Source organism: Shewanella psychrophila (assembly GCF_002005305.1).
Classification (GTDB): Bacteria; Pseudomonadota; Gammaproteobacteria; order Enterobacterales; family Shewanellaceae; genus Shewanella; species Shewanella psychrophila.
The window spans coordinates 5,863,241-5,888,635 of record NZ_CP014782.1; the positions used below are offsets into that span (position 1 = coordinate 5,863,241).

22 protein-coding genes are annotated in these 25,395 nt (G+C 44.8%); 8 read left to right on the top strand and 14 right to left on the bottom strand.

All coding sequences use genetic code 11. The features are described from left to right. Window positions 1-137: 137 nt before the first annotated feature. The gene (mnmC2, locus tag sps_RS25675; RefSeq protein WP_077755094.1) at window positions 138-821 is read right to left on the bottom strand and encodes a tRNA (5-methylaminomethyl-2-thiouridine)(34)-methyltransferase MnmC2; all 684 of its coding nucleotides are present in this window, start codon (window positions 819-821) and stop codon (window positions 138-140) included. Between the two features lie 228 nt (window positions 822-1,049). On the opposite strand from mnmC2, the gene sps_RS25680 reads away from it, so the two are divergent. Both sps_RS25680 and rarD read left to right on the top strand, forming a co-directional pair. Beyond that, on the top strand, window positions 1,050-2,948 hold the full coding sequence (locus sps_RS25680; protein WP_077755095.1) for a DUF885 domain-containing protein: 1,899 nt from the start codon (window positions 1,050-1,052) through the stop codon (window positions 2,946-2,948). Between the two features lie 229 nt (window positions 2,949-3,177). Next, a complete protein-coding gene (gene rarD / locus sps_RS25685) occupies window positions 3,178-4,140 on the top strand; it encodes an EamA family transporter RarD (RefSeq protein ID WP_077755096.1) in 963 nt (320 codons plus the stop codon). Here rarD and sps_RS25690 read toward each other — a convergent pair. Then, window positions 4,137-4,730: an esterase/lipase family protein gene (locus sps_RS25690; protein ID WP_077755097.1), complete on the bottom strand. Its 594-nt coding sequence runs from the start codon at window positions 4,728-4,730 to the stop codon at window positions 4,137-4,139. The two genes, rarD and sps_RS25690, sit on opposite strands and share 4 nt — an antisense overlap. 131 nt (window positions 4,731-4,861) lie before the next feature. Between sps_RS25690 and sps_RS25695 the strand changes: the two genes are divergently transcribed. Further along, window positions 4,862-5,869: a class I SAM-dependent rRNA methyltransferase gene (locus tag sps_RS25695; protein ID WP_077755098.1), complete on the top strand. Its 1,008-nt coding sequence runs from the start codon at window positions 4,862-4,864 to the stop codon at window positions 5,867-5,869. Between the two features lie 411 nt (window positions 5,870-6,280). Beyond that, window positions 6,281-7,096 carry a phosphatase PAP2 family protein gene (locus sps_RS25700; protein ID WP_077755099.1) on the top strand — a complete coding sequence of 272 codons (816 nt, stop codon included), beginning with the start codon at window positions 6,281-6,283 and terminating at the stop codon, window positions 7,094-7,096. Window positions 7,097-7,166: 70 nt separating this feature from the next. Here sps_RS25700 and sps_RS25705 read toward each other — a convergent pair whose 3' ends face one another. From sps_RS25705 to sps_RS25720, 4 genes are all read right to left on the bottom strand, one after another. After that, a complete protein-coding gene (locus tag sps_RS25705) occupies window positions 7,167-8,543 on the bottom strand; it encodes a class II fumarate hydratase (protein ID WP_077755100.1) in 1,377 nt (458 codons plus the stop codon). Between the two features lie 208 nt (window positions 8,544-8,751). Beyond that, entirely contained in the window at window positions 8,752-9,126 is a 375-nt protein-coding gene (locus tag sps_RS25710) for a hypothetical protein (RefSeq protein WP_077755101.1), read from the bottom strand. Between the two features lie 249 nt (window positions 9,127-9,375). After that, entirely contained in the window at window positions 9,376-11,499 is a 2,124-nt protein-coding gene (locus tag sps_RS25715) for an alkyl/aryl-sulfatase (protein WP_237157949.1), read from the bottom strand. Window positions 11,500-11,627: 128 nt separating this feature from the next. Next, window positions 11,628-12,668, bottom strand: a complete 1,041-nt coding sequence (locus tag sps_RS25720; protein ID WP_149027363.1) for an AraC family transcriptional regulator — start codon at window positions 12,666-12,668, stop codon at window positions 11,628-11,630. A 439-nt stretch (window positions 12,669-13,107) separates the two neighbouring features. Here sps_RS25720 and sps_RS25725 point away from each other — a divergent pair, with 439 nt between their 5' ends. Further along, window positions 13,108-14,280, top strand: coding sequence for an MFS transporter (locus sps_RS25725; protein ID WP_077755102.1), 1,173 nt, complete (start codon window positions 13,108-13,110; stop codon window positions 14,278-14,280). Window positions 14,281-14,387: 107 nt separating this feature from the next. Here the strand turns inward: sps_RS25725 and sps_RS25730 are convergent, their stop codons facing one another. The 5 genes from sps_RS25730 to sps_RS25750 all read right to left on the bottom strand — a co-directional run bounded on the left by sps_RS25730 (window position 14,388) and on the right by sps_RS25750 (window position 20,766). Continuing rightward, a complete protein-coding gene (locus tag sps_RS25730) occupies window positions 14,388-16,025 on the bottom strand; it encodes a M56 family metallopeptidase (RefSeq protein ID WP_077755103.1) in 1,638 nt (545 codons plus the stop codon). After that, complete coding sequence (locus tag sps_RS25735; RefSeq protein WP_077755104.1) at window positions 16,025-16,417, bottom strand: BlaI/MecI/CopY family transcriptional regulator; 393 nt, start codon at window positions 16,415-16,417, stop codon at window positions 16,025-16,027. Before sps_RS25735 ends, sps_RS25730 begins: the two co-directional genes overlap by 1 nt. 219 nt (window positions 16,418-16,636) lie before the next feature. Next, window positions 16,637-17,848, bottom strand: coding sequence for a cation:proton antiporter (locus sps_RS25740; RefSeq protein WP_077755105.1), 1,212 nt, complete (start codon window positions 17,846-17,848; stop codon window positions 16,637-16,639). Between the two features lie 202 nt (window positions 17,849-18,050). Then, a complete protein-coding gene (olsF, locus tag sps_RS25745; RefSeq protein WP_077755106.1) occupies window positions 18,051-19,811 on the bottom strand; it encodes a bifunctional ornithine lipid synthase OlsF in 1,761 nt (586 codons plus the stop codon). Window positions 19,812-19,848: 37 nt separating this feature from the next. Further along, window positions 19,849-20,766, bottom strand: coding sequence for a UDP-2,3-diacylglucosamine diphosphatase (locus sps_RS25750; protein ID WP_077755107.1), 918 nt, complete (start codon window positions 20,764-20,766; stop codon window positions 19,849-19,851). A 167-nt stretch (window positions 20,767-20,933) separates the two neighbouring features. Between sps_RS25750 and sps_RS25755 the strand changes: the two genes are divergently transcribed. Together sps_RS25755 and sps_RS25760 are read left to right on the top strand one after the other, a co-directional pair. Beyond that, window positions 20,934-21,566: a DUF1326 domain-containing protein gene (locus sps_RS25755; protein WP_077755108.1), complete on the top strand. Its 633-nt coding sequence runs from the start codon at window positions 20,934-20,936 to the stop codon at window positions 21,564-21,566. 97 nt (window positions 21,567-21,663) lie between these two features. Then, complete coding sequence (locus tag sps_RS25760; RefSeq protein WP_218919620.1) at window positions 21,664-22,404, top strand: DUF2182 domain-containing protein; 741 nt, start codon at window positions 21,664-21,666, stop codon at window positions 22,402-22,404. A gap of 20 nt (window positions 22,405-22,424) precedes the next feature. Here the strand turns inward: sps_RS25760 and sps_RS25765 are convergent, their stop codons facing one another. After that, a complete protein-coding gene (locus sps_RS25765) occupies window positions 22,425-22,910 on the bottom strand; it encodes a MarR family winged helix-turn-helix transcriptional regulator (protein WP_077755109.1) in 486 nt (161 codons plus the stop codon). Window positions 22,911-23,137: 227 nt separating this feature from the next. Between sps_RS25765 and sps_RS25770 the strand changes: the two genes are divergently transcribed. Then, complete coding sequence (locus sps_RS25770) at window positions 23,138-24,034, top strand: DMT family transporter (RefSeq protein WP_077755110.1); 897 nt, start codon at window positions 23,138-23,140, stop codon at window positions 24,032-24,034. 104 nt (window positions 24,035-24,138) lie between these two features. Here the strand turns inward: sps_RS25770 and ppnP are convergent, their stop codons facing one another. Continuing rightward, on the bottom strand, window positions 24,139-24,420 hold the full coding sequence (gene ppnP, locus sps_RS25775; RefSeq protein ID WP_077755111.1) for a pyrimidine/purine nucleoside phosphorylase: 282 nt from the start codon (window positions 24,418-24,420) through the stop codon (window positions 24,139-24,141). A 150-nt stretch (window positions 24,421-24,570) separates the two neighbouring features. Continuing rightward, the gene (locus sps_RS25780; RefSeq protein WP_237157951.1) at window positions 24,571-25,365 is read right to left on the bottom strand and encodes a class I SAM-dependent methyltransferase; all 795 of its coding nucleotides are present in this window, start codon (window positions 25,363-25,365) and stop codon (window positions 24,571-24,573) included. Window positions 25,366-25,395: the final 30 nt, after the last annotated feature.

Consider the following 25,395-nt stretch of genomic DNA (forward strand, 5'->3'; position numbering starts at 1 on the left):
GTTCAGTTAATCAGATGTTACAAACTAATAGCGAAGAAGCCAATTTACATACAAATTTTCGCTAAGGTTTCCCTTAAACTAACCCTATGGTTGCCCAGTAAGATACCAAGGTGCCACTTACTGCAAGTTGAAATTGGTCATTTCCAGGCGCGGGTCATTTCACGTCGGCCCAACGCACCCGGGTAAGCCTTAACTCTGAAGCCTGCTGCTTTCAAGTTTCGCTTAAACTGACCATTAGCGCAGTAAGATACCAACATGCCACCCTCTTCCATCATGGAAATAATGCGATCGAAGTTCTCTTGCAGCCATAACTCTGGCTGCTTACTTGGTGCGAAGGCATCATAAAAAACTAGATTTATGCTGTCATGGTCCGATTTAAACTCCTCTAGTTTGCCATGGATCTTGTGCAATACGAAGCCTGGGATTATCTCTACATCACAGCCCCAAGGGGCTTGATGTAGCTTATCGAAGAGTTCAGCAATTTGCGGGCTGAAGCTGACTTTGTAATTAAGCTGAGCGACGATATCCATGGGAATAGGATAGGCCTCAACACTGATAAATCGGATCGGACGATCTATCTGCCCCGTCTTCGCCAGAGCGCTTTTCAAGGTCAAGATGGCATTCATGCCTGAGCCAAACCCCAGTTCTAAAATATTAACCCGATTAAATTCAGGCTCTAACTGTTCGAATCCAGCTTGAATGTACACATGCTCAGACTCACTCATAGCACCATTATGGGCATGATAACTATCATCAAATAGTGAGCTCATCAGAGTATGTGAGCCATCCTTAGTCATCTTAACTTCGATCTTATTCAACACTTATAAACCTCAAAACACACAACTTCAATCACAATGATATTGACCACTAACCAGATTCAACGCCGGATTATATCGAAAACTCAAAATTACTGCGCCGGGCTTTATAACAACTTTTACAAAGGCCTTTGGTAACAAATGAACCCGATATTATTTTAAGCTATGCCACAGAACAGCAAAGCGGGGTATAGTTCACAAAAATACCAAAAATGTGATCAAAAGGGACAGTCCATGTTTAGTAAAAGTCTTATTAGTTTAAGTGTTGTAGTGGCATTGTTTGGATGCACCAATGAACAGACAGAAACAACAAAGAGCACGGCTAAAGCCAGTGCCCAAATCGAGCTAGCTGTATATACGCCCAAAATCAATGCTGCAGTTGAACGAGCCGATATTGACGCTATAGTGGCTCAGTTCACTCAAGACTTCATCCAATCTCAGCCGGCATTAGCCACCTCTTTAAATCTCAGCCCAGACATTGCCGGCAACTTTCAACGCCGACTCCCCGATTATTCTCCTGCTGGTATGCTGGCATTACAACAAAAAATGCAATATGAGGCGTCAGAGCTAGCCAATATAGAGACCAAAAATCTATCTGATAAGGACAAACGTCACGTAGTCGTTAACCAAGTAATTGCTAATTACTACGCCGGTGATGCTCAATTTAATGCGGGTTATATCGATACCTGGGCCGGACATCTACCTTACATAGTTAACCAAATTAATGGGCCACTGATCGACATTCCTGCAATCTTAACCGATCAACAAACGGTGACTAACTTAACTGATGCACAAGACTATCTACTCCGCTTAAGCGCCTTGGCTACAATGACTAACCAAGTTCAGGCTAAAGTTGAAGCTGATGCCGCTAACGGTGTCATACTCCCTAAGCCATTGTTTGCCAACACACTCAAGTTTCTCGCTAACTTTACGGCCAAACCTGCCAGTGAACACAGCCTAGTCACCACCTTCGCAGAAAAGCTTAATGCCACAGATAAAGTCGATGCAAAGCACACAAAGGCTTTCGTTGCTCAAGCCAGTAAAATAGTCGATGAGAAGATCTATCCCGCTTATCATGCTGTTAGCTCTCTGATGGCCAGCTTAGAGCTCAAAGCACCAACTGACGTGGGGATCTGGGCTCAACCCAATGGTGAATCTTTCTATACACACGGCATCACCTATCTAGCAGATTCAAATTTGAACGCCGACGAGATCCATCAACTTGGCATCGAAGAGGTTAACCGTATCACAGGCGAAATGGACAGCATCTTAAAAGCTAACGGTTACGCCAAAGGAAGTGTAGGCGAACGTATGGTGCTACTCAGCAGTGAGCCACGCTTCTTGTATGAGAACTCAGATGCGGGGCGTCAGCAATTGCTCAAAGATCTCAGTAAAGATATCGATATTGTAATGACTAAGGCGCCACTGCTATTCTCGACACTCCCACCACAGGAAGTGATCGTTAAGCGTGTCCCAGTTGAAACAGAGGCTGGCGCAGCTGGAGGCTCTTATATACCACCAGCACTGGATGCTAGTCGTCCCGGCGTCTTCTTTATCAACCTTAAAGATATGACCTCTATCTCTAAGTATGGCCTTAAGACACTCACATATCATGAAGCGGTACCTGGACATCATTTCCAGATAGCCCTCAATATGCTGCAAACAGATATTGGCCTGATGCGTCAGAACGCCTCATTCAACGCCTATATTGAAGGCTGGGCACTGTATTCAGAGCAGCTAGCCTCAGAGATGGGCATGTATGAAAATGATCCTTGGGGTAACTTAGGCCGCCTCAAAGCCGAAGCTTATCGCGCCGCGAGACTCGTAGTCGATACCGGGCTTCATCATAAAAAGTGGACTCGTCAGCAGGCCATCGAATATTTTTCCGAGGCGACAGGCTCGACCCAGAAAGAGGTCACTTCAGCCATCGACCGTTATATCGCCTGGCCGGGTCAAGCCTTGGGCTACAAGCTTGGCATGTTGAAGCTAATCGAACTCAGAGCCAAGGCCCAGCAGACCCTAGGAGACAAATTTGATATCCGTGCCTTCCATGATCTCATCTTATTGCCAGGCGCCAGACCTATGTCTGTAGTCCAGTCAGATGTCGATCAATGGATAAACACACAAATATAAGCAAGCCGTAATAAACTAATCTTAGCTTAATCGCTAGGCCGAACCTTCGGCTTAGCGATATTTAAGTTGATATGAATATATTTAACCCTGCAGCAAAATGATTTCCCTTGATATATCCAAGCGTCTTGATAATATCGGCCAGTTCTTATGCCTAGCCTCACCAACTCATTCAATAGCATTTCATAAGATCACTCTTTCTTATCGTCCTATGTAATTCTGGATTATATAAATGCCACACACTAGCCGTACCACATTTCAGGGTAATGCCCTCGCCGCCTTCGCTTTCCTGCTTTGGGGTTTGATGCCACTGTATTTTCAGATGCTACCTGGTGCAGATACTAATGAACTACAAGCATTTAGAATCACATTCTCGGTGCCCTTCATGCTGTTGATTATTCTAAGCTTAGGTAAGAAGCTTCCCACGATAGCTGAGCTTAAAGCCGATAAACGCTCGGTGGCATTATGCGGATTGGCGGCAGTACTCATGTGTGTGTCTTGGTATAGCTTTATCTGGGCCATCACCCACGGTCAGGTACTTGCCGCCAGCCTGGGCTTTTTTATCAATCCGTTATTCGCCATAGCCCTAGGTGTATTGTTCCTAGGTGACAAGCTCTCTAAAGCCCAATCCCTTGCCGTGATTTTAGGCTTCTGCGGTATCGGCTATATGGTACTTAGCTATGGTGAGCTGCCTTGGTTATCGCTATTGATGGGAGGTTTCTTTGCCCTATACGGCTTATGTAAGAAGTTCATCCGTTTCGATTCATTAAGTTCAGTTTCTATTGAAGCTATGCTTCTAATGCCAATCGCTCTAGGGTACCTAGTCTGGTTATGGGGCACAGATCAGAGCGTGGCTTTGTCAGGCTTACTATCCAATTCCCAAAATTTCAATTGGAAACAACTGCTACTGTATATGGGAACGGCACCTATGACCTTAATGCCTCTGATCTTTTTTGCCCTAGCCATCAGCCGAACTAGCTTGTCTATGATAGGCCTGATGCAATATATCGAACCTAGCATGCATTTTCTGTTAGCCGTCTTACTGTTTAACGAACATTTCGATCAGGTCAAAGCCGTAAGTTTTGCGTTAATCTGGACTGGGTTACTTCTATGTTCATTAGAAGCCCTGCCAGCTCTGAGGCAGAGGCGAGCGGAAAAAAGACTGCAAAACATCAGGTATAACAGCTCAGATTAGCTTTCTAACCTTTTTAAAATTTCGTCAACAACTTTTTGACTAAAAATCATCGACATATGTAGATAAACACCAAACTGTTTATTACTCGCTACAGGCCAATGAGAACGACTAGGCGCAACGGTATAGTCTATCGCGGCACAGTAGGAGAAAAGTGATAATCCGTCTAGAGTATCCACAGTCCCATCTAACAAATTCAACAATTCACTGCCCGGTCTTAGCTGTTTGAAGGTTTTCGACGGATAGGGAAGATAGGCCATATAGCTGCCTGAATGAGGGCTTGATATAGTAAATAGATGTGTGGTCCGCACGCTGCCACCCAATTGCTGCAGATAAAAACGAGCAACTATGCCCCCCATACTAAAACCCACAATGGCGATATCTTGCTCATGGCCGAATCGTTCCAGGATCTGTTGCTCCAGCTTTTTGGCAGCAGACTCGACCCCATCACCTCCATCAAAAGGCGCTAAGGTCGGTGTAAAACACTCGAATCCCTGAGACTCAAATCGCCTCCTCATCCAGGCCATCACAGATCCGGTATTAAAAATACCATGGACTAAAACGAGTGCAGTTTTTCTCTCTATTGTGGTCATCTCTCTACACACCTCACCTTTTATCGAGTCTAACGCCGATTTTGGCGTTCAATTTTGCTATCATTGCGCGGCAATCATCTACAGCCAAGACCTTCTAACCCAATATTAGCCATTTAAACGAGTTATTTACCATGTCTATCTCCACATTATTAGCCTCCGCTCTCGAAAAGCGTCAAGACTTGCTTGCCCAAGCTATAACAAATAACACAGATTGTTATCGGGTATTTCACGGCACAGTCGAAGGCATAACGGGTTTAAATATAGATAGGTATGGCGAAGCTTGGTTAATTCAAAGCTTTCATCGCACATTGACTGAAGACGAACAAAAGGAGATCAGTGACTCGCTCACTCGAGTCGAAGATCTGCCCATCATCTACAACGATCGCTCCGATAAAAATTCACGGGTGATGAACCAGCTAGATGTCAACACCCATGACTTTGCCAGTCAAGATCAGGTGATGCATGAGAATGGCATAAAGTTCACCTCTAAGCTGCGTCATGAAGGGCAAGATCCCTTACTGTTTCTGGATATGCGCATCGGCCGAGAATTCGTCAAGGCAAACAGCCTGAATAAAACGGTACTCAACTTGTTTTCTTATACCTGCGGTATAGGCACAGCGGCGGCAGTCGGCGGAGCTAGCAGGGTAATGAATGTGGATTTTTCATCGTTTGCGTTAACTGCGGGTAAAAAGAATGCCGAGCTTAATAATGTCAGCGATGTTTGTGAGTTTGTCCAAAGTGACGCCTTCCCAGCACTACGTCAGCTAGCAGGCCTTAAAGTGGGTGGACGTCGCAATCAGAAGCTACCTAAATACCCTAAATTACCAGCCACTCAATTTGATCTGGTGTTTCTCGACCCACCACGTTTCGCTAAGAGCCCTTTCGGTATTGTCGATCTTATCAATGATTACCAGAGCCTGTTTAAACCTGCGCTACTAACAACAAAACCCGGCGGGATTATTGTTTGCTGTAATAATGTCGCTAAGGTTGAACGAGAAGCCTGGTTCGATGCACTGGTTCGCTGCGTCGAAAAACAGGGCCGCACAGTTACTAGTTATACCTGGCTAGATTGCCATCATGACTTCCCTTCATTCGACGGTAACCACCCCCTAAAGATGGTCTCTCTGGTCATTAGTTAACACAGCCCTAATTAATTTCCACTCACTAGTGTAAAGATAGAATTCATTACACTAGTGAAATAAACTGACAATATGCCATACCCTATATTTTCGTCCCATTTCTGCGTCTTAACTTCTATTAACTTTGCCATTTGATTAAAACGCCAGAACTTCCCCCCTTTCACATCACAAATGTAAACCTTGGTGAAACATTTACTTGATTGACATTATATCTGCGGTGTTTGAATATGAAGTGGTTTTAAAAGGCTAAACTAAAACATTTATTGACTGAAACGGATTTCAACATATGACAGTTAAGCTTATGTCTATGTTAATAATTTGCTTCAGGCCTACATTTCTCGAAAGAGTCCGATCGAACCTGTCGCTTTAAACTAAAAATACTACAAATAATAAAAATAAGAGTATCAGTTTATGTTACCGACACAGGAACTCAGCCAAGTCGCGGCTTTAAAACAGCCACAAGACTCAGGAATTAACAGCACCTTTCTATCTGTCTTACTGCTGTTGTTCGTCTTTCATATTCTGACATTGAATGCGCAAACCAATTTAGAGACCTTCAGTTGGTTCAATGAATTTGGCACAGAACTACCTCGCTGGTTACTACTCAGCGTAACCGATCTCGGTGACGGTATTACCGCCGGTGCCTTAATCTTAATTTGTCTCACTTATAAGCCCCAATGGCTATATCGCGTTATAGTCACCACACTACTCTGCGCATTATGCGTGCACTTTTTTAAACAGTATTTCGATGCCCCAAGGCCTGCAGCCGTGCTTGAAGTCATCAATATTATAGGCAAGGCCCGCTATGAACATGCGTTCCCATCAGGACATACCACTACAGCCTTCGCTTTAGCTGGCGTCATTTGGCTATTAGCCGACAAGCTATGGTGTAAGCTAAGCGTATTGATGCTGGCGACTGCGGTTGGTCTGTCGCGTATTGCTGTAGGAGCGCACTGGCCTGAAGATATAGCCTTTGGCGCGATATTAGGCTGGTTATTAGCCTATCTTGCTTGCAGTATAGCGCCACTATCGACACTAAAGCTCAAGTATCAATATTGGATTATCTTTGGCTTATCCATGGTTGTGCTAGTAAGTGAATTAAAGAATTTAGGCGAAGACCCTTTCTCTGTGCTCCTGTTTAACCGCTATCTCATCATCACGGCACTTATCTCCCTGACTATCTACATGTGCAGCAAGTTTCAAGTGAGCAATAAGCCAAAACAATAAAATGCATAAGCAGGGAGAACTCGCTCTCCCTTTTCGCTATTAGCCCTCACTTCGGTAAGTTAAAGAGGAGTTAAAGCCCACCTAAAGTGAGCTTAGCCGGATCTAGAAGCTTCTCAAGCTCCTCACGCGGGATGTCGGTTTCTTCCTCGGCCACATCCAGTACCGCTCGACCTTCTTTATAAGACTTCTTGGCGATTTCAGCAGCCTTAGCATAGCCAATAATGGGGTTAAGCGCGGTCACCAGAATGGGATTACGCGCCAAGGCTTTCTGCAATTGCGCCTCGTTAACCTTAAATGTCGCTATGGCCTTATCCGCCAATAAGTAACTGACATTGGCCAGTAAGCTTATGCTGGATAACAAATTATCTGCGATCATGGGCAGCATAACATTTAATTCAAAATTACCCGCCTGACCGCCCACAGTTATGGCGCTATCGTTACCTATAACCTGTGCTGCCACCATAGTTGCCGCCTCGGGGATCACCGGATTAACCTTACCCGGCATGATAGAAGAACCTGGTTGTAAGGCTTGTAGCTCAATTTCTCCCAAACCCGCCAATGGTCCCGAATTCATCCAACGCAGGTCGTTAGCTATCTTCATCATAGATACGGCCGTGGTTTTCAGCTGACCTGACAATGATACTGCGATGTCTTGAGTACCAATATGACTGAAAAAATTACTCGCAGGGGTAAACGTGATATTGGTCGCCTCGCTAAGCTGACGATTAAACTCTGCGGCGAAATCTTCATGGGCATTAATCCCAGTGCCGACTGCCGTCCCTCCCTGAGCCAAGCTCTGTAGTCTCGGCTTAATGGCATCGATTAAATCAATATTTTGCTCTATCTGGCTAGCCCAACTCAGTAAGCTCTGACTCATACGTACCGGCATGGCATCCATAAGATGAGTACGGCCGGTCTTGATATGATGATCGACTTCGTCCGCTTTATGTTTAATCACTTTCAGCAGGTGTTCTAATGCCGGTAATAAACGATTTTCCAACTCCATGGCGGCGCTGATATGAATACAGGAAGGGATGATATCGTTACTACTCTGACCATAATTGACATGGTCGTTGGCACCGATAGTTTGATTGGCAACTTTAGACGCTATAGTGGCCAATACTTCGTTAGCGTTCATGTTCGAGCTAGTACCCGAGCCAGTTTGAAACACATCCACCGGGAAGTGCTGCATCATGGCCTTATCATCGAGTAGCTGAGACACAGCATCTGAGATACCATCTGCCATATCTTGTGGTAGCAAGGCTAACTTAGCATTAGCCTGAGCCGCAGCCGACTTGGCCAGCAGTAAGGCGCGAATAAATGCCTCAGGCATTCTCTTGCCACTGATGGGAAAGTTATTCACCGCTCGCTGTGTTTGAGCGCCGTATAGCGCCGAAGCAGGCACCTGAAGCTCTCCCATGCTGTCTTTTTCAATACGTGTAGTCATGATCTTCCTATCCATTATTTATTACATACTATCGCTACAAGCTTATTCAGTGAGCTAAACCTGACTTAAAGAACTCGCTAGTTACTCTCAGTTCATAGAAAATCTGTTCGAGCTCCTTCTTCTGACATCTGTATCGACCAATCTAGAAAGCGCACTCAAGGGTTTGTAGATGTTACCCGGACACCCATAAACTGACCAATGTCCTTTCTTAGTGAGCTAAGCCTGCTTTAAAGAATTGGCTAGTCACTCTTAACTCATAAAATAACTGCTCTAACTCTTGTTTCTGAGAATGACTGTCAACGAGCCTCGACAAGGCACTCAAGGGTTTATAGATGTTATCCAGACACCATAGCCTCCAGTGACTCTCGAGCATGTCATCAGCTAAAGTATCGAGCAATAATCGATACTCTGCCACATGGAGGGACCAGGCTGAATGTTTACACCCTCCCATTAAGGCTTGCTCCATGGAAAACCAGATCAATACCAGGCTGGGATTATCAACTTCTTCGCCATGGCGTATCTTATGGCGAAGCACATTGATCGCAGGATCTTGACTATCAAACTGTGGAAAACATTGACACATACAAATCACCTAACGAGAGCAAGAGTGAGAATAATAATTAATATCATTAAGTGGTTTTATTCTAAATATGTCAATCCTATTTACGCAGCGAGACTGAAACGATAAAAAGAGTTTCATCAGATTGAATAAGCGGTAAGCGGTAAGCGGTAAGCGGTAAGCGGTAAGCGGTAAGCGGTAAGCGGTAAGCGGTAAGCGGTAAGATAAATGCAGTTCCTAGTGATACCTAGGAACTGCCTGGCCTAATGACCTCTAAGGTGTAACAATATCGAACACGCCTTTGGGTTTATCCAATAATCTAAAGAAACTCACTAGATCCAACTTACTGCCCTCAATATTTAGCTCATCTGAGAACAAGAGATCCGAAGCCCCCGCATTACCTATGATCAGATCGATAAATAGCTCATGACTGATATTTAAGGTCACATCGGCATTCTCAGCCTTAGCCGCTTTGCGGTGATGTAATACTGAATTGTTCAACTCCAATACATAGTTTTCATCGAGATCGATAAAGTTAATATTGAGCAAATAATGCTTACCGAACGCTTCGGGGCCGATCACACGCGATGCCATAGATTGCAGGAAGTTCTCAACCGGCGAACGCAGCAATATCTGTTTCATAGAAACTAAATCTATACCCTTCTCCGGGACCCCATGACGTAACTCAAATGCGGCCGATAGGTACACATCACGCCAAGCGGCAGACTCTGCCTGATAGCCAAGTTGATCATAGCTCTTAGCCAGTAGCTCCTTAGCGGGTAGATTCGTACTGTCGGCAAAAACCAGCTTATTGAGCAATTCAGCGCTCCAGCGATATTCCCCTGCAACGAAGGCTTGCTCCCCATGAGCTAACACCGCAGCCGTACCTCCCATCAGGTCGACATATTTTTGAGCCGATTGAGACTCAGGCAAAGGGTCTAAGTTAGCTGGATTAGCATCATACCAACCAAGATAGGCCTGATAGACCGCCTTGGCATTGTGTTTAGCTGTACCGTAATAGCCTCGACTGGCGAAGGTATTCGCTAGCGCTGGTGGCATCTCGATAGCTTCGGCTATCTCGGCAGGGGTTAGCCCCTGGTTGAGCATGCGTACAGATTGATCGTGAATGTATTTATAGGTGTCCCTCTGTTTGCCTAAGAAATCAGCGATGGCATCACCACCCCATATCGGCCAATGATGGCTGCCGAAATAGACCTTGGCCTCTTTCTGATTAGTGAGTGCCTCATCAATCGAGCGACTCCATTCAAGTGCATCCCTAACTTTCGCTCCCCGCAAGGTATAGAGGTTATGCATGGTCTTAGAAACTAGCTCGGCACCGCAATAGGCCTGCAGTTCTGGCAGATAAAAGGTAAATTCAGAGGGAGCCTCTGTACCGGATACTATCTGAAATTCGAACTTCACCCCATCAATCACCGTAGCCTCATCGACTTCTACCGTGATACTAGGTGCCAAGATGCTAAACGTACCAAATGCAGGCTCCTTGCCTAAACCCGAATCGATATGCCCTCGAGCAGAACGGGGCAGTTGCTTACCATACATGTACATGGCTCGGCGACTCATGGCTGTTCCGGCCATCACATTCTCACTCGTGGCCTCATGCATAAAACCACCCGGTGCAACTATATCTATCGCGCCAATATCAGCCAGTTTTTCATCATCCAGTAGACCCAGAGCGCCACCAAAATGATCCATATGGCTATGGGTAAAGATAATACCTGAGATAGGTCTTTCACCAAGCTGCTTATTCACAAACGCCAGGGCAGCCTTCGCCGTTTCCGCCGTGGTCAGAGGATCAACGATAATCCAGCCTGTTTTCCCGGCGATCACTGTCATGTTAGCTAAATCGAAACCGCGAACTTGATATACCCCCTGAGTCACTTCAAACAATCCGTGGATGTTATTCAGGCTCGCCTGTCGCCATAGACTCGGGTTAACACTCGCTGGTGCCTCTCCCTGAATGAAATCGTATGCGGGTCTGTCCCAGATACTTTTTCCCTGTGCATCAAGCACTTTTAATTCCGGCAGTTTAGCGATAAAACCCCGATTCGCATCGGTGAAATCTTGCTTATCCTTGAAAGGCAACTGAGTCAACAATGCAGAATTTGCCTCTAGGGTATGGCGAGTCGCGGGGGTAAAACCATAGGCATCCACCGCATCGGCCGCTACGGGAGTGGCTGCTATGTCTGATCTCTTATCGACCTGAGGCTGACAGGCTTGCAGCAACACGGCACCGGAAAAGAGAAGCGTACGACTCAGCTTGATTCGACTGTTCTTAAATCGAGTCAGTTTACTTCGAGAAGGATGTAAGCTTTGATTTTTACTCTGCTTGAGAAAAGACCGCTGATAGCTATCCATTTTATTATGATTATTCAACATGGGTACTCACTCTGGTGTTAACAACTAGAGCTAACCTATTACACTAACACAACACTGTGGTTATCATTTTCGGCCAATATAAACGCATGTTTATATTGGCTTGGATTCAATTTCAAAACGAAAAATGACTATAAGTTGATACAGGAATCTTGCAATGACTTACTTTGAATACGAAAAGAGACTGGACTGCTACCATGCCATCGGTGAAATGCGCGAGAAAAGTTAGTTAAACTGGTATAGCCCAGTTTATCTGAGAGCAAGGTGATAGAAAGCTCAGTATTCATCAAGTAGTGATAAGCTAATTCCTTGCGCTTTTGTTGCAGCAAGTCTCGAAAACTGGTGCCCTCCTCCTTCAGCTTGCGACTCAATGTTCGCTCACTGATATTATACACTTGCGCAACCATATGGGCCTTCGGCTCTCCCGACACCAACATGGCATGAATCGCCTGACTTGTTTTCTCCTGCCACTTAAGAGCCTGCATCTTATCCAGATAATCTCTTACTTTAGTCTCATTTTGAGCCGCTAGTATTGGATTTCCCATGACAGCAGAATGCTCCAACGTGCTTCTATCCATCCATAAACAATTTTCTTGTTTATTAAAAGAGATTGGACAGGAAAAACATGATTGCCATGAGTGAATATCTTTTGGCTCAACTCGCATCAACTCGACACTCAAAACAAATTTACCATGGCCTAAGATCAGTTCACCGTGATGCACTAAGGTGGCAAAAAATGCATCTATCGACATAGGACTGATATCAACTCCGGGCAATGGGGTAATAGTGAATCCCAAGCGATCAGGCGTTCTTTGTAATTTAATGCTGGCAGAGTTACTCACAAGTGCTGAGTAATTAGGCAGCGCTTCAAAAGCCTGAGCAAGTGTCGCCGAGGTCATCATCAATAAGCCAAGAGAGCGAAAATGCATAGGATAAGCATACTGGCCCACAGTCAAACCGAATGCCGCTGATCCAGTTGCCTGCTCGGCCTGACTCCAGAGTCGGGTCATGCGCTCTATGGCGATTCTGGAGTCGGGCGCAGATTCGACTTCATCGAGACATAGGCCCGCATTGTCGAATACACCATAAGCATCAACACCGGATGCACTTAAGGCCCTGGATACTGCGATAGCCCAAGCTGAAATCGTACTATACCTCGATTTATCAGGCATATCGGCCTGCATAGGCTTAGTCAATATTAAGGCCATTTTCAGGTTTAGTGCACATTTAAGTCACATCAGATTTTATAAGTACCCCTAGTAATATCACAAGCCTTGCGTAAAGCGCATTCCACTTTTGACCAATATCATCTGTAAATATGATGAGTATCCAAAGTAGTTTCCTGCGTTATACACATTTTTATGCTGGAAATAACCAGCCGGACGTAGCCAATAAATGATTCTAACCATCTTCTTATTCAACATTTAACACGACTAAAACCCACCCAACAAAATGAAATTAACCAACTGATATTAAAACACTTAATCAGCATTAAAAACATTTAATCTTGCCGGCAATAATTCCGCTTTACTTAGGCAAAAAAAGTTCTAAAATCCGTCTCCCAATTTAGTCATTTAACCAAAAATTAAATCTGTTCACTAGGAGGTAAAGGTGGATACTGCCGCCGTTCATGATTCAAAAAATAGCACCTTAGTTCCAGTCCTGGGACTGTCTTTTTTTGCTGTAGCTTCAGGCTTTTTAATGAGCCTAATCCCATTATCACTAACGTCATTTGGACTGGATAAAACCTTAGTCCCATGGCTTGCTAGCATCTTCTATTTAGGGCTACTCATTGGCGCCACCAGCGTCGAGAGAGTTATTAGCAAGATTGGACACAGAGCCGCGTTTGTCGCCTTCCTCTGTCTGTTGATTGCCAGCATTATCATTATGCTATTGCTGGCCATAGAATCAGTTTGGCTAGGGGCGCGTTTTATCGCGGGAATGGCCGTTGCAGGGGTATTTGTGGTAGTCGAATCTTGGCTCTTGATGGCAAATAATGCCAAAGCCAGAGCTAAGCGATTAGGGTTATATATGACTTCACTCTATGGCGGCAGTGCACTAGGACAATTGGCGATAGGACCATTAGGCACCGACGGTGTGACGCCTTACCTGTATATCATTGGATTATTGATGCTGGCAGTGCTGCCACCTTTACTGATTAAATCTGGGCAGCCAGAGAAAAAAGCCCAACAAAAAATGCGCATTAACGAAATAAAAAAATTAAGCCGCCCCGCTATTATAGGCTGCTTAATTTCAGGCTTACTACTAGGTCCGATTTACGGACTTATGCCTTCGTATATTACGGCTCAGGACGCTCAGGTCCAGCATACTGGGATCTTAATGGCCTGTATAGTCTTAGGAGGCATGTTAGTACAACCTTTGGTGAGCTATCTCTCTACAAGAATGAGTAAGAGTTTGCTCATGGCGATGTTTAGCTTATTAGGGACACTTGCGGTTGTGGGCATACTTGAATCTCAACCACTATTGTTAATCGGAGTAAGTTATCTGGTATTAGGTGCAGCCAGCTTTGCTCTCTATCCAATAGCAATCACACTCGCCTGCGAGACACTGCCTATGGCTAAAATCGTCTCGGCGACAGAGATCATGTTACTCAGCTACAGTGTGGGGTCAGTTTTAGGGCCTCTTTTCGCCACTAAGCTAACGCAGAGCAGTAATGGCATACTCTATTATCTTGGCGGCATCATGCTGACAAGCTGTTTGTATATGCTTATTAAGAGCATAGAGAAACTAGAGTCAGGGCATAAACCAGTTGCAGGGTTATAAGCCCCCTTTTGCGGAAGTATAAAACAAAACAACAAAGCGCTGAAGGTTCTGCGCTTTGTTGTTACTGATTAAAAGATCCTGCAGCACATCATAAAGATAGCTCTGCACTACATCGCAGCTTGTGCTTCAGCACCTTCACTGACTAAGTAATCACGGATCTTCTGGCTCGAGGCCTGATTATAGGGGCTGCGATATTCAGAGCCGCGCATCTCGTTCACCTTAACGCCTAAGTTTACATCGGCGTTATTACTCACCAAAAATTTCACCATATCTAAGTGACCACGGCGACTGGCATTGATAAGCGCAGTCTCATCACCTTTGACGATCGCGTCAACCTCGGCGCCTTGCCTCAACAGCAACTCGGCAATATCCTGCTCATTTCTAGCGGCGGCTATGATCAAGGGATTACCATCACCACGGGACGCTTGATTAGGGTTGGCTCCTAATTCAATCAACTTCTCCACCATGGCTAAATTACCTTTTCTCACCGCTACGATCAGCGGTGTACCATCACCAAATAGAGGCGTATTAATGTTAGCACCATCATTGATTAACGACTCAATCACGCTAATCCTGTTCGCTTGAACCGCTGCTACCAGAAGCTCGGCGTCATCTTGATTCATAGCATCTGTGGCGATGTGACTCGCCTGCTCCACGAGTGAGCCCTCTAAACCTACCTTAGCAAATGGCGCGCTCTGTAATACCACTGTAGATGTAAGCACAACTAGAGAAAGGCCAAGCAGCGACCCTAATTTTTTACCACGTAAATGTGAACTGTTTTCCATGTCTAATATTCCTTCTATACGTATGAAAAGTTGCTTCTTTTTGTTGAACATTGAGACGCCATGCACCAGAGGGTTATGCTCTAACCCCACTTTGACGCTATTAAGTAGAGACTGAGCATAGGACGAGCTATCGCCAGTTTGGCGTGCGGCAAATTCATCACAAGCCAGCTCTCTATTGAGGTTGATCTGTTTATTGAAAATTGTCAGTAAGGGGTTCCACCAAAACAAGCAAGTGATCAGCCTTTGAAGCAGAGAAAACCAGATATCACTACGTTTTATATGACCCAACTCGTGGTAGAGAATATTCTCAATATCCTGAGCTTCAAGATCTTCCAGTAGGTTGGCCGGAAACAAGATCACAGGCTCCATATAACCCACAACCATAGGGCTGGTAATGTCATAGGACTTGAGTAACTTTGTCTTACCCAGCTGCGGATAATCCTTCAAGTATCTTGCTGTCGGCACACGGATCCCACCGCCAATCAAGTCTTGTGTGCTGCTCCATGCTATGACTAAGCCCACTAAGCGTTTTGCCGTTCCAAAGATCATGATAACCAGTAACAGCACTAACAGATATGCCAATACTCGAGTCTCGTTTTGAACGATGCTCCCAACATCTGAACCTTGAATTAATCCGCTCTCAGCTCGTATTTGCTTGTTTTGACTCTGAATGCTCAGGCTAACTTCATCATGCTGAATTTCAGCGAATTTTATAGAGCTGGCAACCAAGTCTGGTGACTGAGGAATAAACACACTACTAAGAACAGGCAGCAATATCGATAACACCAGACCATGCATCCAGAGGCTAGTCTTAATGTCGGCGCTAAGCCTTTTAAGCAAATGAGTCATAGCGGCTATCAGCACTAATATCATCAAGCTCTGCCATAGGTGAGCCACCACTATTTCACTCAAGCAATGAAATAACTCAGAAATTACAGAGGCATAAGTAGAGTTAGCCATTATACCCCCTTATCCTGCTTACTCTTGTCTATCTTCTTTTGTAAGGTTTGCAGGGTATCGAGATCGATATCATTCTCTTCAAGCAGGTGCTGAGCCAACACATCCGGCGAGCCACCAAAAAATTGCTTCAACACATTCTTCAACGCGTCACTTCTGGCCGAGGCTTTATTCTTCAGAGGGAAATAGATAAAGGCCCTGCCCTCCTTGCGATAATCTACATGACCCTTCTCATGCAAAATCTTAAACATGGTCTGCACTGTGGTATGCGCAACGGTTTTAGACTTTGACAGCTCATCGGTAATATCACGTACAGAGGCTTCTTTAACACGCCAGAGGATCTCCATGATCTCTTGCTCTGAATCGGTCAATACTGCTTGCTTCTTTCTCGCCATGGTTCCGTCCGATGATTTGCTATAGGGTGAAATTAAAACTAACGAATTAGTTTTTAGACTAACAAAGCAACAATTCACGATCAACTAATTAATTAGTTTTTAATATTTCAAATTATTTCATGCATTATGTTTCGTTTTAGAGCTTGTGATTATTAATGTATAAAGCATAAAAAAGGAGCCATATCGCGCTCCCTTAGATTGTTGAATGTTGAAAGAAGGCTAGCTATCGGCCCGGTGAGACTTTGCGTATCTATTTGCGAAAGGTTGCGCCGTCAGTCCATGGGCCAAAATACTCATCAGCACAGTCACAGTCACTACAGCATAAATGGTTTCAAATCCCTCTATCGAACCCATCTCATGAACCACGATCAACACATAAAGAATAGAAGCTATGCCTCTGGGGCCGAACCAGGCGATAAAGAACATGGTCGACAAGTCCAACTTGGCTCCGATTAAGCTGATCATCACCGGGAGCATGCGCAGTACCGTCAGGCTTAAAAATGCATAAAGGACAACCTCGAAATTAATGTAAGGTAAAGTGATAGGCACAAACACTAAGCCGAACAGGAAGAAACTCACCAAGACAAGTAGCTCGCCTTCGGTATCGGCAAAATCTTCAATATGTTTCCGGGTGCTCTCGCAGGTATTTCCCGCATAGAGCCCGGCAAAGAAGGCGGCAATAAAACCATTACCCGACAATGACTCCGCCAGATAAAATGACAGTATGGCTAAGGCTATAGGGATCAGGTTCTGATAATTTGACGCCATCAAATTGTGTTTCACGGACTTTATAATGAGTTTAGTACCCAAATAGCCAACAGCCCCGCCGACTAAGGCACCAAATATAATCTGCTCAAACACATAGCCAACCCAAGAGTTATCTTCGGCTTGAGTCAGACCACTGCTGATCATGGCCACCACAGTCAAGACGATAGGGAAGACAATGCCATCATTTAAACCGCTCTCCACATTGATGCTGGAGCGAATCATCTTCGGTACCTTCAGATCTGTGACTACCGCTTTACCTAATGCCGCATCAGTCGGCGCCAGTAATAACGCTAATAAGATTAGGTAGGTCAACGGCTCGCCAGGAAAGATTAGCGTCGCAACATAAGTGCCAGCAATAATCGTGATTGGCAAGCCGATAAACAGCAGCCTAGCAGGGATCTTCCAGGACTGTTTAAGCAACTTAAGATCCAGCAGAGCAGCGTCGACAAACAATACCAACACCAGAGCTATTTCGACGATTATGGTCACAAACTCAGCATTAACTTCCACCTGAGTAATATTAAAACCAAAGGGAGACAGCAAGAGACCAAAGCCAGTAAACATCATGGGACCAGAAATATTTAACCGAGACAGTGCTTTAGAGATATAGCCGTAGAGCAACACCACCAAAGCGATAATTAAAATAACGATATGTTCGTCCATGCCTACCCTTGAAAGTCAGTCGATTAACGCGCTAAAGGCCTAAACTAGCAAATCTTAGGTTAATTAGCATGTAATGAATGGCTTATGGCTAATACCAATCGGTATAAAGCAAGAGTAATTATTCGAAAAAGAGCATCTCCAAAAGGAGAGAAGATCGAGGGATATTCATCCCCCGTCAGTAACAAGTAGGAATATAAACAACCTATAGAACAGCCGTCTGGTTCTCACAACTAAAATTTAACTCGGGTCGATGGCAATCGATATAGCGGCAACGCTTCTTATGCTTCAGCTGTTTTAAATCCACCAGCACAAGTCCATCGATACAATCGCCGAATTCGGCATCGATACCAAAATCGATAAACTTAACCCCCCCTGGCTCACACAGCTCGCCATACTGTTTATACAGCGGCGGAACTGCTGACCCCATACTGGCCAAGGTTTGTTTAAGTACCTTAAAACCTTGGGCATAATCAACATCATCGAACCACTGTGCCAATTGCGCCGCTCTTTCCGGGGGAAACTGATAGGGCGAATATGAATGCGCCAGCTTTTCAGCGGGCGAAAACTGCGACTGATAGAAGTACACCAGCAGCTCTTTCGCTTGTTCCGGCAATTGATCGCTAATCGAAACCGGACCAAACAGATAACGGATCTCAGGATGCTTAGATAGATAAGCACCGATCCCCAACCAGAGATAATCTAAACTGCGCTTACCCCAGTATTTAGGCTGCACGAAACTGCGTCCCATCTCCAGTCCCTGCTCAAAATAAGGCTTAAACCCATGGGAATATGTAAACAGAGATTGGCTATATAGACTCTCTTTACCCAGACGTTGATGGACTTGTTTAACGCTGGCAAAACGATAAGAACCGACTAACTCCAATGCCCCCTTATCCCAGAGAATAATATGTTGATAATAAGCATCATATTTATCGGTATCACGGCGAAGACCAGTCCCCTCACCTACGGCTCTGAATGCTACTTCACGCAGACGTGCCACCTCGCGCATAATAGGGTTACAGCCAGAATGCTGATAGAGAAATATCTGCATATTATCACCAGTTGCACCCAGTAATTCACAATCTTGCAGGGCCTGCTGCAGCTCACTTCGAGACTCGGGATGAGCAATTGCATTTTGAGTCGTAAACAGAGGACTGCGATTTTTACCGATACGATACAGGTGATTCTTGAGTAGCTTAACCTTAGTCTTCAGGGGAAAATCTGAGCTGTTGACCACCTCTTTGGGGATGAGCTGACCTATCCTCACAGGCATAGTACGCTTAGCCTGTTTAAACATCTCTTTAACTAATAACAAGCTTGCCAATGGCTTATAGATCATCGACGCACCATAAAATGCTGCCGAATTCTTGGCATCTGCATACATGGGTAACAGTGGAGAGTTAGTCGCCTTAGCCATCTTTAAAAAACCACTATGCCAATGCAGATCTCGAACACCACTTGGCCTAAGGCGTGATACCTCTCCCGATGGAAAGATCAATACCGCCCCATCGGCTCTAAGATGTTTATGGATATTATTCAGATGCTCCTTGGGTGTGCCTCCAGTCATATTACGCACCGGCAATAAAATAGAATGCAGCGGTTCCAGAGCCATCAAGAGCTCGTTGGCTACCACCTTAATATCTGGTCTCACCTCACTAATAAGCTTGATAAGCGCCAAGGCATCGAGAGAGCCGATTGGGTGGTTAGCATAGATCACGACCCGGCCTTCACAGGGGATATTTTCCACTTCGCTGCTTGGCACAGAATAGTTAAAATTAAAGCTAGATAAGATCTGTTCGACAAAATCGACGCCTTTAAGATAAGCGTATTGGGCAGCGATATCGTTACACTCTTTTTCATTTAGCAGATAGCGCAACATCGCCTTAGTCGGTGTCGCCAGCCAGGGCGTTTGATTCAGCTTAGGAAGGTTATTCTCGATTACATTATCAACGGTAAAAATCATAGTTATCTCCTTTCAAAAACAGCCAATTACATCCTATTCAGGCTACGCGTTTCTTTATTGATTTCGGCATTGAAGGCACCATAGAGATTGAAGCGATCAAACTAGAATCCAACTGCTGTTCATCCCACTTAAGTAACTGTAAATCTCCCTTTTCTGATTCAGCGATAAAGGTACAGTTCTCTACCCAGTCACCATCATTGGCATAAATCATCTTGCCCTGGCGAGAAAGCTCGGGTTGATGAATATGACCACAAATCACCACATCAACTTGCCTGTCTTTGGCGTAAGTCACCACTGCATCACGAAACAGACTGATTGCCTGCTGAGCCTTATTGACTCTCAACTTTATATAACTCGCCAGTGACCAATAGGGATAACCTAAGTGAGTGCGGATCCGGTGAACTTGCCTGTTAAGCACGAGTAGTAGATCGTAGAGCCTATCGCCAAGCTTAGTTAATGCCTTACCGACACAGACCTGAGAGTCGAACTGGTCTCCGTGCAGCATTAAGATTTTCTGCCCACCTAACATGGTATGAATATGTTCCTTGGCAATGGACACGTCCCACAGGTGAAAGCCAGCATAGGATCTAAACTGTTCATCATGATTGCCAGGTATAAAGATGATTTGGGTGCCATTTCTTGCCATGGCAAGTAATTGCTGCAACACCTGATTATGCGAATCAGGCCAATACACTCGCCGTTTCATCGCCCATATATCGATAATATCGCCCACCAAGTAGAGAGACTCTGTCTGAGTCTGTTTTAATAACTGCAATAGATATTCCGCTTTGCAGTCTTTGGTACCCAGATGGATATCTGACAGCCAGATAGCATTGAAACTCTGCTTAGGCCCTATCTGCTTTTTCACCTTTGCATCAGTCTGGTCTACACCTACTTGCTCGACGCCCTGCACTACTTGCATCTTACAGCCTGAGCTTAATGTCTTGTTTGACATAGATTCATCACCATTGACGACTTATATAGCTACAGGGTAGGGCCGAGAGTTGAACAAGATATGAAAGAAATGTTGCGAATTGGTGACATGTCACCCATAGCCAAAACAGTGCCATTAAGATCCCTGAACTATACTCAGCATCAGGCTTTATCTTTTAGGAGAGAACCATGTCGGATGAACAAAAATGGTCGCTATCTATGCACCAGATCGAGTGCTGCAACTGTAGTCACGGTTGTGGATGCCAATTTGCAGGTTTTCCCGATAGCGACAGCGGTGGATGTCAGGCCTTAATCGGCTTTTATGTTAAGTCAGGCCAGCTCAATCAAATTGATCTCACCGGAATGAAAGTCGTACTGGCGGCCTCCTGGCCTAAGGCAATCCATGAAGGCGATGGTACAGGCATACTCTTTATCGACGCTGCCGCATCTACCGAGCAAGTTGGCGCCATAGCCACTATCTTCTCAGGCTCTGCGGGAGGCATGCCATTCGAAGCATTAGCTGGTACCTTCTCCACTTTTGTTGGCCCCCAAGTACATATTATTACCATGGATACAGATGATAACAGAGCAGGTTTTTCCATCGAAAATGTCATGACCGTTCAACACACACCACTCATCGACCCTATGACGGGTAATGACAAGCAGGTGAGGATCAATTTCCCTGATGGCGGTTTCTTCTGGAACGAAGGGATAATAGGTACAACTAACGCAATGACCCTGAAGCATGATGCGCTCTCATTTGAACATGTTGGACGCTTCGCGGCTAAGGCCGAAGTCAATTGGAGTAATGGCCAAGACTAATCGGTATAAAGTTAGTTCTTGTATATACAAGCACTAACAGAGCTAGTCAGGATTTCAGGCCTAACGCTAATAAGTCGACATAAAAATAGTAACGAAGATGGCAACAAAACGAGTCAATTACACTAGAGGCAGCTTATTGCTGGGTATCTTTATACTCATCGGCATGTCTTGGTACTACATGGCAGTACTCATGTCGATGAATATGCAGCCCGTTGCATACTGGAGCAGTCTGGATATCCTCATGCTGTTTATCATGTGGCTCATCATGATGGCAGGCATGATGCTGCCCTCGGCACTGCCGGTAATCTTGTTGGTTGAACAGATAAATGCAAACAGACGATCACGCCAGGCCAGATATAGCTCAACACTTTACTTCATTGGCGGTTATCTGCTGGCCTGGACTTTATATAGTCTCGTTATCACAGGTATTCAGTACTGGCTACATACCCTCTCGATACTCACACCTATGATGCACAGTGGGCAGAACTGGTTTACCAGCCTACTGCTTTTTCTGGCTGGGGCTTACCAGTGGTTACCGATAAAACAGAGCTGTCTCAGACACTGTCGCTCTCCCTTAAGCCTAATCACAACTCACTGGCGTGAGGGTAACTTGAATGCCATTAAGATGGGATTTAGCCATGGCCAATACTGTCTTGGCTGCTGCTGGGCTTTAATGGCACTGCTGTTTGTACTCGGGGTCATGGATCTGTTTTGGATCTCGATGTTGACCTTAGTGGTTCTCATCGAGAAGCTGGCACCTAAGGGGGATATTTTTGGAAAGCTTCTCGGACTGGTGCTAATCGCTATTTCACTGATTATGCTTCTAGCAAACAGTTAACCCTTTATAATTTTTAGGGCTTAAGACTCGTACTGGGCAAGCCAGGTTTTCAATAACCCATTGAGTGCAGGTTTTTCAGATTCAGATAAAGAAGCGACTAACTCTTGCTGAAGCTCGCTATGATCTTCGATAGCCCTATCGATCAGGCTCAGGCCTTGCTCAGTTAATGCCACTGATACACTGCGCCTGTCTTCCTTACTGTTCACACGCTCAATCAAGCCCTTGGACTCCAGCCTGCTTAAACGATTAGTCATGGCACCTGAAGTAAGCATCATAGAATCGATGAGTTCTGAGGGCGTTAAACAGTAATCTCCTCCCGAACGCCTCAGGGTCGCGATCACATCAAATTCACCGGGCTTAAGATCATATGCCTTATGACATTCAGCTATTTGCGCTTCCAAATACTTACTCAGTCGCATCAGCCTACCGATTAACGACATAGGCATGCTATCTAAATGAGGTTTTTCTTGCTTCCATTGAGCCACTACACGATCTAATCCATCCATTTGCCTTATCCTATTATTGTTATTGTTTTTACAGCTTTTCCCAGCTTATTGAACTAAGTATTAGTTTACACGACTAAGAATCAAGTACCTTAATATAAAGATACTTTACATTAAGGTACTTTACAAATTGAAAAATCAGGCGCAGACTACTAACTATCTTCACATGAAGATACTTTCCTTTTGAATGAGCTTAAATCTAAGCCTAAAGATGATTTTGAGACTGTTTTATGAATATATTACTCGCAATGATCCCAGCATTTTTCTGGGGGACAACCTATGCAGTGACCCAATATAGCCTGCCAGATTGGCCACCACTTCTACTAGGGGCTCTAAGAGCCTTGCCTGCAGGACTGATCCTGCTAGCCGTGAAGCCCACTTTTCCTAAGCGAAGTGATTGGGGGATACTGCTCAAACTCGGAAGCATTAATATCGCCGCTTTCTTCAGCCTAATCTTCGTGATGGCTCTCACCCTACCCTCGGCAATTTCAGGCGTAGGCATGATATCTGTACCTGTGTTTGCCATGCTCTATCACTGGATTGTAAGCAAGCGTCGACCTAAGGGGATACAGGCTTTTTTCGGTTTCTTGTTAATAGTATTAGCCTGGTTCTTATTCGATCCGAGTTCAATAAGCCTAAACCCTATCGGCATGCTTGCCATGCTCGCCGCCATTATCTGTATAGTAATAGGAAGTAGCATAACTAAAGCCCTGGGCAGTCATCTTCATTGGTGGCTGATACTCACCTGGCAATTAATTTTAGGTGGAGTCATATTAGCTATCGCTGCTGGGATCCATGCTTTTATTTCACCCCAAGTGTATGTTGGAGCAATACACAATTTTAACCTCACCCATGGCTTAGGGCTCCTCTGGATAGTATTGCTTAACACGGCTCTGGGTTACATCATGTATGTCTGGTTACTGCAGAGAATGACAGTGGTGGACTTTACCTTCGGTGGTATTGCCAATCCAGTTGCCGGGATCATCACAGGGATGTTGCTCTTGGGAGAGATGTTTACTCCTCACCAATATGCCTTAATGGCCAGTATGCTCCTATGCTCTCTTATGCCACAGATAATTGGCCTGATACGAAATAGATCGGCTCTAAATAAAGCGAAGCAAGCGTGATAAGCGATAAAAACAGGCTAGCTGGTATCGGCTAGCCTGTATATACAACTAAGATGACTCTTTGTAAGCAGTAGCTAGAAACACTAGCCCTAAGCCTCGAGACATTAGCCATACAAACAAAGATAAGCTGTTTGAGTGTCAACTTTCACTTGAAACTTAGCATCACCGGCCACATCAAACTGACTACCTGTTTTGAAGATTTGCCAACCATCACTGCCAGGTAATAGCACAGTTAAAGCACCAGAAACCACTATCATGACTTCAGGTTCTGCTGTACCAAACTCATAATCGCCAGGCTCCATCACACCTACAGATGCAGACTTATCTTCTCCCTGAAAACCAATAGATTTAACCCTTCCGTCGAAATACTCATTCACTGCTAGCATCGCATTGCCTTTTGAATAACTGAATGACCTATTTCTAGCACACAGAAGCAAGTCATAGGTGTATTTTATTAAAAATCTAAAATAATCCTCGCCACAGTTATCATTTCAATAATGAAGCTAAGTTAAATCCATTGAATCATCAAACATCATCTAAGCCTTCACAAACTTATAGATAAATCTATCAGTCTTACCGCGAGTTTCCTTTTCGAATACATTCATCGACTTATTGTCGTTAGGATTTCTTAAATAAAAGGCTACCTCTACCAATTTAAACCCAGCCTCAGCCATCTGGTATTTAACGATATTCGAGTCAATTCGATGCACAGAGTTTGGTGCATCATAGCCTGAGCCTCTGATGGCTTCATGATCGATAATAATAAATACACCATCATCTTTCATCGATGCCTTTATCTTGGCAAGTGCCGCGTTATGATCGACCGCCTGCTCACGAAATTCAGTTATCTCGCCAGTTTTTTCATCTACATTATAGGTAAAGAAAAGGTCATGATAATTCAATGCAGTAAAAGCGATATCTAGGCTTTTTTCTGGAATATCCATATCGACTATATCTATCTTATCCAGGCGAATGACATTGGCTAAGCGATTCCCCTTGGTGCGCTCGGTTATCCCCTTCTCGGCAAAACGCCAGATCACGCTATCGTTTTGTGCATACACCTTACCTTCACTGCCTACCGCCATGGAAAATAACTCTGAGTACCAGCCACCACCGACAAACAGATCCAGAACCTTATCTCCTGGCTCTACTCCGGCAAAGTGCATCACTTCTGCCGGTTTGCGCGCCTCATCGCGTTCACTGTCTTTGATCGGCCTCTCGCTATTTGACAGTAATAGGTTCAACTCGATAACAGATAAAGGAGTCGCAGAAGCACTGCTGCAAGCCATAAGAAGGCCTGTAGCCAGTGGAGCTGCTATTGATAGTTTCATCGTCATTCCTTGTTCAGTGATTATAGCTGT

Coding starts and splice junctions, on each gene's coding strand:
- rarD (WP_077755096.1), top strand. CDS start 3,178: ATGCCACACACTAGCCGTACCACATTTCAGGGTAATGCCCTCGCCGCC.
- olsF (WP_077755106.1), bottom strand. CDS start 19,811: ATGATTTTTACCGTTGATAATGTAATCGAGAATAACCTTCCTAAGCTG.
- sps_RS25750 (WP_077755107.1), bottom strand. CDS start 20,766: ATGTCAAACAAGACATTAAGCTCAGGCTGTAAGATGCAAGTAGTGCAG.
- sps_RS25695 (WP_077755098.1), top strand. CDS start 4,862: ATGTCTATCTCCACATTATTAGCCTCCGCTCTCGAAAAGCGTCAAGAC.
- sps_RS25700 (WP_077755099.1), top strand. CDS start 6,281: ATGTTACCGACACAGGAACTCAGCCAAGTCGCGGCTTTAAAACAGCCA.
- sps_RS25740 (WP_077755105.1), bottom strand. CDS start 17,848: ATGGACGAACATATCGTTATTTTAATTATCGCTTTGGTGGTGTTGCTC.
- sps_RS25705 (WP_077755100.1), bottom strand. CDS start 8,543: ATGACTACACGTATTGAAAAAGACAGCATGGGAGAGCTTCAGGTGCCT.
- sps_RS25710 (WP_077755101.1), bottom strand. CDS start 9,126: ATGTGTCAATGTTTTCCACAGTTTGATAGTCAAGATCCTGCGATCAAT.
- sps_RS25730 (WP_077755103.1), bottom strand. CDS start 16,025: ATGGCTAACTCTACTTATGCCTCTGTAATTTCTGAGTTATTTCATTGC.
- sps_RS25690 (WP_077755097.1), bottom strand. CDS start 4,730: ATGACCACAATAGAGAGAAAAACTGCACTCGTTTTAGTCCATGGTATT.
- sps_RS25715 (WP_237157949.1), bottom strand. CDS start 11,499: ATGTTGAATAATCATAATAAAATGGATAGCTATCAGCGGTCTTTTCTC.
- sps_RS25765 (WP_077755109.1), bottom strand. CDS start 22,910: ATGGATGGATTAGATCGTGTAGTGGCTCAATGGAAGCAAGAAAAACCT.
- sps_RS25680 (WP_077755095.1), top strand. CDS start 1,050: ATGTTTAGTAAAAGTCTTATTAGTTTAAGTGTTGTAGTGGCATTGTTT.
- sps_RS25720 (WP_149027363.1), bottom strand. CDS start 12,668: ATGCCTGATAAATCGAGGTATAGTACGATTTCAGCTTGGGCTATCGCA.
- ppnP (WP_077755111.1), bottom strand. CDS start 24,420: ATGCTAGCAGTGAATGAGTATTTCGACGGAAGGGTTAAATCTATTGGT.
- sps_RS25735 (WP_077755104.1), bottom strand. CDS start 16,417: ATGGCGAGAAAGAAGCAAGCAGTATTGACCGATTCAGAGCAAGAGATC.
- sps_RS25755 (WP_077755108.1), top strand. CDS start 20,934: ATGTCGGATGAACAAAAATGGTCGCTATCTATGCACCAGATCGAGTGC.
- sps_RS25770 (WP_077755110.1), top strand. CDS start 23,138: ATGAATATATTACTCGCAATGATCCCAGCATTTTTCTGGGGGACAACC.
- sps_RS25780 (WP_237157951.1), bottom strand. CDS start 25,365: ATGAAACTATCAATAGCAGCTCCACTGGCTACAGGCCTTCTTATGGCT.
- sps_RS25760 (WP_218919620.1), top strand. CDS start 21,664: ATGGCAACAAAACGAGTCAATTACACTAGAGGCAGCTTATTGCTGGGT.